The organism is Planococcus sp. FY231025 (assembly GCF_052078085.1).
Classification (GTDB): Bacteria; Bacillota; Bacilli; order Bacillales_A; family Planococcaceae; genus Planococcus.
This window is the reverse complement of record NZ_JBQJJG010000007.1, coordinates 338,119-350,411: the sequence shown is the minus strand read 5'-3', so window position 1 is coordinate 350,411 and position 12,293 is coordinate 338,119. Positions and strand designations below refer to the sequence as shown.

At 50.7% G+C, this 12,293-nt stretch carries 12 protein-coding genes; 4 read left to right on the top strand and 8 right to left on the bottom strand.

Features of this window, described 5'->3' with window-relative positions:
- Positions 1-183: 183 nt before the first annotated feature.
- The 3 genes from ACTL32_RS11555 to nhaC form a co-directional block, all read right to left on the bottom strand.
- Positions 184-789, bottom strand: a complete 606-nt coding sequence (locus tag ACTL32_RS11555; RefSeq protein WP_441341628.1) for a class F sortase — start codon at positions 787-789, stop codon at positions 184-186.
- 46 nt (positions 790-835) lie between these two features.
- The gene (locus ACTL32_RS11550) at positions 836-1,633 is read right to left on the bottom strand and encodes a DUF4397 domain-containing protein (RefSeq protein WP_204891735.1); all 798 of its coding nucleotides are present in this window, start codon (positions 1,631-1,633) and stop codon (positions 836-838) included.
- 201 nt (positions 1,634-1,834) lie between these two features.
- Positions 1,835-3,304 (bottom strand): Na+/H+ antiporter NhaC, encoded by a 1,470-nt coding sequence (gene nhaC / locus ACTL32_RS11545; protein WP_441341627.1) that lies wholly within the window; start codon positions 3,302-3,304, stop codon positions 1,835-1,837.
- A gap of 268 nt (positions 3,305-3,572) precedes the next feature.
- Here nhaC and ACTL32_RS11540 point away from each other — a divergent pair, with 268 nt between their 5' ends.
- Together ACTL32_RS11540 and ACTL32_RS11535 are read left to right on the top strand one after the other, a co-directional pair.
- Positions 3,573-5,051 (top strand): phytoene desaturase family protein, encoded by a 1,479-nt coding sequence (locus ACTL32_RS11540; protein WP_441341626.1) that lies wholly within the window; start codon positions 3,573-3,575, stop codon positions 5,049-5,051.
- Positions 5,052-5,186: 135 nt separating this feature from the next.
- A complete protein-coding gene (locus ACTL32_RS11535; protein ID WP_441341625.1) occupies positions 5,187-5,732 on the top strand; it encodes a hypothetical protein in 546 nt (181 codons plus the stop codon).
- 309 nt (positions 5,733-6,041) lie between these two features.
- Here ACTL32_RS11535 and ACTL32_RS11530 read toward each other — a convergent pair whose 3' ends face one another.
- The gene (locus ACTL32_RS11530; protein WP_441341624.1) at positions 6,042-7,328 is read right to left on the bottom strand and encodes an alpha/beta hydrolase; all 1,287 of its coding nucleotides are present in this window, start codon (positions 7,326-7,328) and stop codon (positions 6,042-6,044) included.
- A 142-nt stretch (positions 7,329-7,470) separates the two neighbouring features.
- On the opposite strand from ACTL32_RS11530, the gene cysK reads away from it, so the two are divergent.
- A complete protein-coding gene (cysK, locus tag ACTL32_RS11525) occupies positions 7,471-8,391 on the top strand; it encodes a cysteine synthase A (protein WP_441341623.1) in 921 nt (306 codons plus the stop codon).
- Positions 8,392-8,444: 53 nt separating this feature from the next.
- On the opposite strand, the gene ACTL32_RS11520 is transcribed toward cysK, so the two are convergent.
- From ACTL32_RS11520 to ACTL32_RS11505, 4 genes are all read right to left on the bottom strand, one after another.
- Positions 8,445-8,822, bottom strand: coding sequence for a hypothetical protein (locus tag ACTL32_RS11520; RefSeq protein ID WP_441341622.1), 378 nt, complete (start codon positions 8,820-8,822; stop codon positions 8,445-8,447).
- A gap of 254 nt (positions 8,823-9,076) precedes the next feature.
- Entirely contained in the window at positions 9,077-10,033 is a 957-nt protein-coding gene (locus ACTL32_RS11515) for a phosphoglycerate dehydrogenase (RefSeq protein ID WP_441341621.1), read from the bottom strand.
- Between the two features lie 84 nt (positions 10,034-10,117).
- On the bottom strand, positions 10,118-10,477 hold the full coding sequence (locus ACTL32_RS11510; RefSeq protein WP_441341620.1) for a hypothetical protein: 360 nt from the start codon (positions 10,475-10,477) through the stop codon (positions 10,118-10,120).
- A 159-nt stretch (positions 10,478-10,636) separates the two neighbouring features.
- Entirely contained in the window at positions 10,637-11,068 is a 432-nt protein-coding gene (locus tag ACTL32_RS11505) for an Hsp20/alpha crystallin family protein (protein ID WP_441341619.1), read from the bottom strand.
- A 394-nt stretch (positions 11,069-11,462) separates the two neighbouring features.
- Here ACTL32_RS11505 and ACTL32_RS11500 point away from each other — a divergent pair, with 394 nt between their 5' ends.
- Positions 11,463-12,203 (top strand): hypothetical protein, encoded by a 741-nt coding sequence (locus ACTL32_RS11500; RefSeq protein WP_441341618.1) that lies wholly within the window; start codon positions 11,463-11,465, stop codon positions 12,201-12,203.
- Positions 12,204-12,293: the final 90 nt, after the last annotated feature.

Sequence of the window (12,293 nt, the reverse complement as noted above, 5' to 3'; positions counted from 1 at the left end):
TCAGCTGCCCTTTATTTATCAGTATATAGAAAAACGCTTCTGTACATAGCTTAAAAAAGGAGTTGCCAATCGAACCTATAGTTCTTTTATTTCCTTTTCGGCATAATCTAAACGTTCTTTCACCAGCCAGAAAAAGGCGGTATGCCGGCCCTGTAAAAGGAGCGGCATACCGCCTAAAATCTGCTATTCTACAAGACTTGCATATACGACAAGCCGCTCTTCCCGGGTCCCCCTGGAAAAATCGTAGGTGCCGGAGCAAGTGATCAAAACAAGTTCAGGGGAGGAAGCATAGCCGAAAATGCCAGGAATGTCCGCCATTTCCAGCGGGACGGATTCCATTGTATGCACCCGGTACACCAGTTCCTTCCCTTCGCCTTTCACCCGGATCTCATCGCCGCTTTCCAGCTTGACGAGATCCCAGAAAACTGCCGGCCCATCGACTCCATCTACATGACCTGCGATGACCGCACGGCCGTTCTCGCCTGGTTCATACCCCGGCGAGAACCAGCTGACATCCGCTTCATTGTCCGGTACGGCCATTTCCCCGCTTTCGGTAACGCCAAGGGACTGGATGTCCGCTTTGACGCCGATTGCCGGTATTTCTATCAGCACCGGTTCGATGCCTTGCCTCTTCAATGAATTGATCGGATTTTTCGTTATTTTTACTGCTTCTACGCCAACAGGTTCTACTGTTGCAGGTTCCGCAGTTTCAGGTTCCACGGTTTCAGGTTCATGCCTTTCAGCGGCAAAGCCGACGCTTTCGCTGCGGACGCTCACCTCATCCTCCACTTCCTGGCATCCTGCAAGTAAAACCAGCAGCCCGATGGCTAAAAACTTAGTTTTGAAATCTTCTTCTCCATACTAGACCGCCTGCTGCAAAGAGCATAACTGTTCCAGCGATCAAAATCCATGGAGTTTGTGAGCTTTCTGGTGTTCCAAGGCCGGTTGTCGGCATGCCGTCCGGTGAAGCTGCTGCTTCATAGTCGACTAGCGCCAGCACTTCAAGCGCATCTGCAGTATTGACTGCGAATACACTATAAACCGTGCCTGCCGCCAATTCAGTTCCTTCTAACGGCAATACTTGCGTTCCGTCCGGCAAGCGGATTTCCAGATCATAGGTGCCTGCATCCAATTCTACATAATCGGTGATGCCCGGGAATTCCGCTCCGCTGAAGACTGCATCCCCGCCGATCAATCCGACATCAACTGCCGGTGCATCTGGAGACAAATGGCCGACGCGGATCTTGGCTTTGCCTTCAGCCACTTCCATGGAATCCTCAGCGACAACAAATTCCAAAGCGTCTACTGTATTGGCAGCTGCAACTGTATAAGCTTTGCCTGCTTCAACGGCCAAGTCTGCGCGCAGGACCCCAGTGCCTTCCGCATATTCAGTTCCGGTAGCGAACACTTCAACATCGTGTGTGCCAGCCGGCACTTCCAGATAACCAGAGTCTGCTTTGAACGGGACATTTTCCAAAGTTAGTTCCCCATTGACGTATACATCTACCGCTGGTGCATCAGGTGAAGCATGGACGACCCGGACCTTTGCTGTGTGGGAGTCTGCTAAAACCCCGGCACCAAATGTCATGGCAAGCAGCAAAGCGAGTGAAAGCAAAGCGAAAATCTTCTTCATTTTTTCCTCTCCTTTTCTTGTGCTTTATTTTGTATAACTATTGTACAACTTATTTATAATACATCTATAAAGATTATGCAAGCATTATATTCTGAATTTTCGTATAAAATATTTTTTAGTGTAATTGAGTAATCATTTGACGTCAAAACTATCTTTTCCAGAAATAAAAAAAACAGCCCCTAAGGACTGTTTCAGCTTTCATTATGAAGTGACTGTTTCTCCGGAAGCCGCCGCTGCATCTTCCCGCTCTTGCTTCGCTTCTTTCCGTTCCAGTTCTGCAATTTCCTGGTCGCTCATATATTCAATCTTGATGCCCATGAAGGCCATTGCAATCGAAATGAGCGGCACGGTGTAATTCAGGATGGCGTAAGGCGCGTATGCGAACGGGTGCACTGCAAGCGTCGCCAGGATGAAGACTCCGCACGTGTTCCATGGAACAAGCGGCGATGTGATCGTGCCGCCGTCTTCCAAGGCGCGCGAAAGGTTTTTCGAATGCAGCTTTTTGTCGCGATAGGCTTTTGCATACATCCGGCCCGGAAGCAGGATGGAGATATATTGTTCCGAAGCTGTTGCGTTGGTGAAAAATGCAGAAGCGACGGTCGCGGCAATCAGGCTGCCGGCAGAACGCGCCACTTTCAGGATTTGGTTGACGATGGCCTGCAGCATGCCCACTTGTTCCATGATGCCGCCGAAGACCATGGCGACGATCGTCAAGGAAACGGTAAACATCATCGACGAAATACCGCCGCGGTTGAACAAATCGTCCACCATCGCATTGCCGGTCGTAATGGCATAGCCGTCGTGCAATGTATTGACAGCGTCCCCGATATTGCCGCCTTGGATCAGGACGTGGCAGACCCAGCCGAGAAACACGCCGATGGCCAAAGCCGGCATCGCCGGCACTTTCTTAGCGACCATGACGATGACCGCAAGCGGCACCAGCAAAAGCCAAGGCGAGATGACAAAATTGCTTTCAAGCGTATTCAAAATGGCATTGATCTCTCCGGTATCCACGGAAGCGCTGCCGAATTGGCGGCCAAGGAAAAAGTAAGCGACCAAAGCGATGGCAAGTCCGGGAATCGTAGTATAAACCATGTGCTTGATATGTTCGAACAGATCGGTGCCGGTGATGCCTGCAGCCAGGTTGGTTGTATCCGACAGCGGAGACATCTTATCTCCGAAATAAGAACCGGAGATGACAGCGCCGGCAACCATCGCGGCCGGAATGCCCATGCTGATCCCGATGCCCATGCCTGCTACTCCGATTGTCCCCATTGTCGACCAGGAACTGCCGATCGCCAAAGTCACAATCGCACAGATAATGCAGATCGTTAAGAGGAACAGCGACGGCGTGATCAGTTTCAGGCCGTAGAAAATCATTGTAGCGACAATTCCGCCGCCGAGCCATGAGCCGATAATCATGCCGACAAGGAGGATGATCAGAATGGCAGGAAGCGCCAGGCGGATTCCTTTATAGGCGCCTTCTTCGATATCTTCCCATCGGTACCCGAGGCGGGAACCGATGAACGCAGCAACTGCCGTCCCAATCAGAAGCGGGACATGAGGGCTGCCTTCAAATTTGATGATAGTGACTGCCATAGCAGCAATCATCACTAACAAAGGGATGATTGCCAATAAAAAAGGCATATGTATGTCTTGGTGTTTTTTCATGTTCCCTCTCCTTCAAATCGTTTATTGAAAACCCTTTCATTCATATTGCCACCTCAAGAAAAGTAAAGCAATCGCTAATTTTCTGCATCTTTTCCGGGCCTGGAATTTCTCGTTATCAGGAATTGTGGTACTTTATTAAATATATTAGAGATGGCTGCTCCCTCTTGGATAATCTGGAATCTCACTGTTTCTTAAGAACCGTCTCTTTGCACTGAAGAGGGCCTTCAATTTTTTTAACCGGCAAAACAAGATTTGAGGAGGGATGGCCATGCCAAAAAATATTTTAGTGATTGGAGCGGGCATCGGCGGATTGACAGCAGCGGCTCTGCTCGCAAAAAGCGGCGAGCACGTTACGCTCCTCGAAGCATCTTCGGAACTCGGCGGATGCGCCGGAAAATTCAAGCGGCATAAATTCCTTTTCCCTGCCGGCGCAACGCTCGGCATGGGGCTTGAAAAAGGAGGCATCCATGAACGTGTCTTCCGCTTCCTTGATAAGCCGCTGCCGCTCGAACCGCTGGATACCGTTATGGAAATGATCCACCCGGACCACTCGTTTGTTTTTCTAAGAGACCGGGAGCAACACGTCGATAACATCGTCCGCCACTTCCCTGAAGCGGAAACGAACATCCGGTCCTTTTACCGGGAAATCTACAGCACCGCATCAACGGTCCGGACATTGATGGGGCCACTGCCTGCCCTGCCGCCGGCTACAGCGAAAGAATGGGCTGCTTTGGCTGCCGCCATCCGGCCGGTCCATGCCAGGCTTTTGCCGCAGTTTAACAAGACGCTCGGCAATTGCCTGGACCGGCACGGACTCGGCGGGCTCACGGCGTTCCGGCATATGCTGGACGGGTTATTGATCGACAGCATGCAGACCGGCAGCGAAGAGGTTTCCTACCTATTGGCTGCAGTGGCGCTCGATATTTACCACGAAGGCGCCTATTACGTGCCCGGCGGCTTGTACCGCTTTGCCGAAATAATGGGCGAAAGCCTGAAAGAAAATGGCGGCGTGCTGAAAAAACGCCGGACAGTTGTCAAGCTGGCGCGCAGTGAAGGATCGTGGATCGCGATCGACCACCGTGGCAATAGCTACGAAGCCGATGCGGTGATTTTCAACGCACCGATACACCTGCTGCCAGGCATGCTGTCGAAGGATCTTGCCAGCCAATTGAAAAAACCGCTTCTACAGGGAGCTTCGACCGAAACTTGGACGACCTTGACCTTGTATATCGCTGTCGATTCCAGCAAATTATCCGCTCCGCTGCCGCCTTTCCGGCAAATCTCGACGGGAAGCGGCATGGCAGAAGGCGCCCACTTTTTCATGTCCGCTTCGCGTCCCGGCGACTTGCTGCGGGCGCCTGCCGGCTTTCAGACGATAACGGTCTCAACCCATTCCAAAGCCCATCACTGGGACACTGCCGAAAAATACAAAGCGGCCAGGCGCGCTTTAAGTGCCCGCATGCTCGATGCAATCGAACAACAGGTACCGGGTTTCCGTGATGCAATCGTCCATTTGGAGAAAGGGGCGCCAAAAGCATGGGAGCGGTTCACTGGCCGGCCGAACGGTTATGTCGGCGGTTTCCCTCAAACTTTGGATTCGGCGCTGTTCAATTCCATTTCGCACCGCTCCGGCATTTCCGGGCTCTATGTCTGCGGCGACCATATCTTCCCGGGCGGCGGTACGATCGGTGCAGCCTCGAGCGGCATTCATGCTGCCAGGTCTGCCGTTTCCAAGCGGTTGGTTTGACCGGTGACGCCTCATCGTCCGAAGCGGATTATAATGCCCATTTTGGTTGAAAATAAAGCTTCTTTGGGAATTTCCTTTCGCCTCACTCCATTTTATAATTAAAAGAGACTTCATCACTTCAAAGGGGAAAAGACAATGACGCAGCCGCCAGTTCCACAAAAACCGATCTGGGCATGGTTTATCCTGATTTTCGGTGCCGCCTTCCTGACATTGACCGCTCCGGCAAGCATCATCCTGCTGTTGGTCCCATTTTTCAAACCCGACGAAATCAGTTTCATGTCGAGCCTGTTGACTGCCTTCATGCTGATTTTGCCTGCCGCAGCCCTATGGGCGATGGTCCGCTCATACAAAGCGGTCAAAGCTTATCAGCTTCACCAAAGAGAAGTGGCGCTTCTGCAGCCGGAAAAAGAACCGTCATCTGACAAAGCTCCCATTCCGGCAAAAAAGAAAAAGCCGATTTGGCCATGGCTTGTGATTGCACCCGGTGCTGTACTGCTGATCAGTTCAGGCCCGGGTGCCGTCATGTTTCCGATCATGCCCCTTTTTCTGGCCGGCATGTCGACCGACTCCCCGGATACGCCGGGATACGTTCCGGCTTTGCTGATCTTCGGCGGCTACGGCTTGATGATCGGCTACGGCTTGCTCGTCTGGCGGGCCATCCGGACACTTCGTACACGCTGATTGGAACGGAATAGGGGCTGTCCTAAAAGGGCTGCTGTCCATTGCGGCGGACGCTTTCCGCGGGCTCGCGCCGAACTAACTAAGAACCTGTGCTCCTGCGCAAGCTCGTCGCAAATACTTGCCCTCGCAAGCTTCGGTCAAGCATTGACTAACGTCCGAGTGGATTTCGGCACTTCGCTGTCCCGCTGGAGTCGCCGCCTCCATTCCCATCAGCCGTTATAGAATAAGGAAAAGGCTCGAGGAGAAAAGCATTGCTTTTCTCCTCGAGCCTTTCGTTTTGGGCTTTTTAGACAGCCCCTGTTTTTCGTTTCATTGTTCCGCTTTGATGAATTGTGCAATCCCTTCAATCAGCCCCTTTGCCAATGGCAGATCCGGGTCGGAATAGACCGCCATATTCCCTTGCGGATCGGCTGGCGCCGGTTTCAGCACATGGTTCATCCCTTCGATGACAAGCAGTTCCGCCTCCGGCTGCGCTGCCTGGAGCGCTTCAGTATCCGCCACCGGAACTTGGATATCGTGCGTGCCGGCTACGATGATTGCAGGAACGTCCAATCTCCGGATCTCCTGCTGCGGATCGAGAGCCATCCAGGACGCCAAATACGGCTGGACAGACGGCCGGAAAATGCTCTGCAGCTCGGGGCTGACTTTTTCAACCTCTTCCCCCTGCTTCAAGGCGGAAATGATGGCTTCTGTTTCTTCCAGCAAGTCGGAGGATAGTTGCGGTTTCAGCTGCTCCAAAAGAATTTCATCAATCGGCCGGCCCGCCCCTGCGATGGAGACGTAACGGCCGGCTTCCGCCTGTTGTGCTGCCGCCAATCCGATCAATGCCCCTTCACTGTGGCCGATGACGGCCGTTTCTGAGAAGCGCCCATCCCTTTCCAGGTATTCCGTCCAAACGGCTGCATCCGCGATAAAATCGCCGAAGCGGATGTCCGCCTCGCTGCCGCCAAGCGCTGTGTTCATGCCGATGCCGCGCTTATCATAGCGGACGCTGGCAATCCCTTCCGCTGCCAGCCCTTCGGCCAGCATTTTCAGGCTGTCATTGGTGCCGCCTGCCGGCGAATTGCCGTTATGGTCCTTGTGGCCGGAACCCGCAATTATTACAGCCGCAGGAAATGGCCCTTCGCCTTCCGGCATTTCGAGCACCGCTTTCATTTTCCCGCCGGCGGCAAGGGCCTCGACGATGTTTTCGTCAGCCGCCTTTTCTTCAGCGATGCCTTTTTTCAGCTTGAATGGAAATTCCTTTCCAGCCTGCGTGAATGTACCGTTGATTTCTTCTTCATTGCGCGTGCCGTCAAAAGAAATGGTCTGGCCTTGCATTTCCACCTCGAATGAGATGTCCGGATTGATAAACGCCAACCGTGAAATCTGCATTCCGCTCACTCCTTGCGACGGTATGCTGAGCGAACTCGTTTCTTCGCCGAACTCCACCTGGATCGGCAGCGGCTGATTGGGCACCTCAATCGATCCTTCCCAACCTCCTTCAAACACTTCCATTCCATTTCCCCCTTTCTCTGAATCTTCTTTATCGCCACCGCAGCCTGCCATCATCCCGGCAAGCGCGAACAGGGCAAGCATCCGCCAAACGCTTTTCATTCCCAGCCCCCTTTGACTCATGGTATTTATTCTACGGAAGCGATGCTCCAAGGTTCCATATTTCAAGCTGTCCTGTTTGGTGGACATTTCTTTTTATATTACAATGGAATTATTCCATACCCTTGAAAGGTTGTTTGCTTCAATGAAACCCTATAACAGTATTATAGAACTGATCGGCAATACGCCGGTCGTCAAATTAAACAGACTTGTGCCAGACGGCGCTGCAGATGTCTATGTAAAGCTTGAAATGTTCAATCCGACAAAAAGCGTCAAAGACCGGGCCGCCTACAATATGATCAAGGCCGCTGAAGAACAGGGCATCTTGGAGCCGGGGGCGACGATCATTGAGCCGACGAGCGGCAACACAGGCATCGGGCTCGCCATGGTGGCTGCTGCAAAAGGCTACCGGGCCATCCTGGTCTTGCCGGACAATGCGACCAAAGAACGCATCAACTTGCTGAAAGCTTATGGAGCAGAAGTGGAATTGACACCGGCCGATGACAAGATGCCTGGCGCGATTAAGAGAGCGCTCGAATTGAAAGAAGGCATTGCCGGCAGCTTCATACCGCAGCAATTCGAGAATGCGGCGAATCCGGATGCCCACCGGCACACCACAGCAACTGAAATCCTCGAGCAGATGGACGGCAAGCTCGATGCTTTCGTCGCTTCTGCCGGCACCGGCGGCACCATCACCGGAACAGGCGAATCGCTGAAAGCCCATTTGCCCGATTTGCATATTGTCGTAGTTGAACCGAAAGGATCGCCGGTCCTGTCCGGCGGCAAACCCGGCAAACATAAACTGGTCGGCACTAGCCCCGGCTTTGTCCCGGATATCCTGAACACGAGCATCTATGATGAAATCATGCAGATCGAAGATGAAGATGCCATCGACTCCTTTAAGAAAATGGCGCTCGAAGAAGGCATTTTCGTCGGCCCATCAGCGGGAGCAACCGTTTTTGCGGCCATTGAAACTGCGAAGCGCCTTGGGGCAGGCAAAAAAGTGTTGTGCATTGCACCCGATACCGGTGAACGGTATTTGAGCATGAACTTGTTCAACGAATAAATCACCGCAAGAAAAGAGCCCGGATTTTTTTCTGGGCTCTTTTCATTTTGGCATTAAAACAGTCGGATCGCTTTGCTTTCCAGGTCCTGCAGCCATTGGCGCATCACCCGGCGCGGCCTTTTTTCCCGAGGCAGGACCCGGTATGCTCTTTCCAGCAGCAAGAGCCGTTCCTCTTCAAGCGCCGCATCCTCCTGCCAGCAGTGTTCATCCAGGAAATAGCGAGTCAACCGAATCGCTTCGAGGCACCCCTCCAGGTTCGGCGGCAGAAGAAGGGCAATGTCGAGCATCAGGATTGCCGCGTCATCATCTTCTTCCATATCTTCTCTTTGCGGACCGTAGGTTAAACAGAATGCTTTCATTTCATTGAGAAGCGTTTGCAATTCTTCTAAAACCAAGGCAGCAGCATGGTCGTGATTCGGACTGATCAACATTACCCTTCCCCCTTTATCGAATTCGGCATGTGCAACTCGGATAGGCATTTCGAACTTGGTCCATACAAAACCTAAGCTCTTTTGCCTAATGTTAATAAATAAATTCGCTAAAATTTTTAAAACTCCTTTTATATTTATTACTCCTTTCGAATATTTATTATTTATTTTTCTCTTTTTAAAAATCGTTGGATAAACAGGCATAACGGAAAAAAAGACGCAAGGAAGCTCTCCCTCGCGCCTTTTCCGCCTGCCTTCTATTTTGTCACCGGTTTTATTTCATGTTCCAATTCTTTGCCGGTTAGCAGCCTTTCGATATTCAGGACCGATAAATCGCTGATCCGCTCGACCGCCTCAAAAGTAGCGCCTGCGATATGCGGCGTGGCAACCACCTTTTCCATTGTCGGCAGCCGGTTCACCGGCGGTTCGTTTTCAAAGACGTCCAATGCCGCTCCTTGGATTTTTCCTTGTTCAAGAGCTGCCATCAAATCTTCTTCATTCACCAAACCGCCCCTTGAGGTATTGATAAGAAAAGCGCTTGGCTTCATCATTCCGAGAGTTGCCTTATTGATCATATGCCGGTTTTCCGGGGTCAATGATGTGGCCACTATGATGAAATCGGCTTCTTTGAACAATTGCTCTTGTTCGACAAATTGCGCGTGGAGCTGCTGGGCAGCGGCATGATCTTTGTGATTGCCGAAAACCAGTGTCCGCATACTGAATCCTGTCGCCCGCTTCGCAAGTTCTTTGCCGATGGCGCCGAAACCGATAATGCCTAAGGTCTTGTTTGACACTTCAACGCCCATTGCGGTCGTCCAGCGGCCGGCCTTCAAGTCATTGTCCCTGGCAGGGATGTGCCTTGCAGCCGCAAGCATCAAGGCAAAAGCGTGATCCGCTACTGCAGGTGCGTTGAGCCCCGGCGCGCTTGTGACGCGGATGCCTTTCTCATGGGCATAGGCGATGTCGATGTTGTCGACACCGGCGCCGTATTTGACGATGAGCTTCAGATTCGGAGCTGCGTCCATCACCTCCCGGTCAAGTTTCACGATATTGACTACGATAATATCGGCGTTTGCGACTTCCTCCTTCAGCTGCTCTTTTTCAATGCCTTGGTCTGTATGGAGGGCGGACACCGCTCCGAACTCCTTCAATTTATCGATCAGATGCGGATCCGCTTCATAGAACGCTTCCTTCAACATCAATACGATATTCATAAAATCCCTCCTTAGTTTTATGCAAAAAATAGGTGAAGTACGGCGTATCAATAAAGGGCCATTGCTGCCTTTCTTACCGGTCCTTCACCGCGCTATAAATTTCCGATGCTCATGAATCACAAGCTGAGTGAATTCAGCTTGTGATTCCGGCAGTTTTAGGAGCAGCGAGATATTTTCGTCATCCGCCAGGTATTTCCCCACTTTGCCATTGTTCCATATAATATAGCCATACCGATAGTCTGCTTCGAGTTCGTTAAACCACTGTTCCCCCTGGAGTTTATTAATTTGCTGTTCCAATTTCTTTTTGGGATCGAGAGACTCTTCCAAAACACTGCCAAGCTTCTCTTCAAAAAATGAGCCAAGGAGCCACGCGGCCAGCCTTGACAGAATGCCCAAAACAAACGCCGCCGCTTGGTAAAGCAAACCGAAAATCGCCTCTGCCATCTCTAGCACCTCTTCTCTCCTTCTTGCCGATTCTGCTGTTTCTACTATATCCATATGCCGGCGATATTTTCAATCCCAAAAAGCCCGAGGTTCCACGGCAAAACGAAAAAAGCCATCCAGGCTGTGCACTACCTGAATGGCTTTTCCCTATTTGAAGATTTACTGAAGTTCGATCCGTTTAACTTTCTCCGTTTTCTCTTCTTTCGCTTTCGGGACCTGCAGCATCAGCATGCCGTCCTTGAAAGAACCTGAGATGCTGTTTTCATCGATATCCCCTACATAGAAACTGCGTTTGAACGATCCGTAAGAGCGCTCTTTGCGGATGTAATGGCCATCCTCTTCCTTCGTTTCCTTCTTTTCTTCGTGCTTGCCCTCCACTTCCAGATAGCCGTCCCGGTATTCGACTTTCACATCTTCCTTCGAGAATCCGGGAACATCCATATCCAGTTCATACCGGTCTCCTATGTCCTTGATGTCGACTTTCGGATAGTTGCTTTCTTTGAAAAAGCGATCGAACAGATCCGTTTCAAAACCGCTTCCGAATAGATTCGGGAAAAAATCATCACGTCCGCCCGGCAACATTTTTTTCATTTTTAAAACTCCTCCTCTTTGAATTTTGGCATTCACACCGGCAGGCAAATGGAACGGCAAGGCAAAAAAGCGCTCGTAAGGTTCCCCTCCCTCCATTGCAGGAACCTGAAAGCAAGTATGATAGAATAAACTGAATACTTGCTTAATTCATCCAAATTATAGCTCTCCATCACTCCTTTGTCAATAAAGCGTCATCCATAATATCTATTTGACACACCGGTGTTTAAGCCAATGGTTCCCCCTTTACTGTTTAAAGCCTGCGTTTTCCAGTCACTTCCTTCGCAACCCGTCTTTAATAAAATAAGAAGCTCCATGCCCGAACAGGAATTACGCAGTGCTTGATATGGGTATACAAAGTTAATCGCTGCAGTAGGCAAACAAAAGGAGTGATTCCATGTTCATCGTCAGCTTGCTTGTCATTTCCGGTTTCATGTTGGTCCATATCTTCACAGATAAAATAAAATATTTCCATGAAAAGCTGACCAATCGGATCATCTCTCTGGTCTCTGGCGGTTCCATCGCCTATGTACTCCTGCACCTTGTCCCTGAATTGACCCATTACCAGGAAGTGGCGGAAAAAGCCTATCTGGGCACCCGACTTGAAAATATAGACTATATAACTTATATGTCAGCGTTGTTGGGCATCGCCGTGTTTTACGGCATCAACCAGCTAAGCGAAAAATCCGAGCGGGAGAACAGAAAACGGGAGAACCTCACCCGGCCATCCAAACCTATATTCATTATGGAAATAACCGTTTTTGCTATGTATAACGGTTTGATCGGTTACCTCCTGAATGAACTGACGGGTGACAATATCGGAGCGTACGTCGTTTATTTCATCGTTTTTTCTTTCCATTTCATCGCCAACAACCGGATTCTTCACTTGACGCACGAAGATTTGTATACGCAGGCCGGCAGATGGATTTTGGCGCTATCGGTACTGGTTGGCTGGATTTTATATGAGACCACCCATGCCAGCGAATTAACGCTTGCCTTCCTCTCTTCATTCCTGACAGGCGGCGTTGTGCTCAATATTCTCAACGATGAATTGCCGGAAGAAAAAAAGAGCAGCTTCCCATTTTTCTTGATCGGCATGGCATTCATCGCCATCTTGCTGCAGATCATTACCACATAGAAAAAAGGACCTCAAGGGTCCTTTGAGCTTGTAGACAAAAGAATTATTTTTCAAGTAGATGAATAAAACTAGCGAAAGCTGTGTTGGATC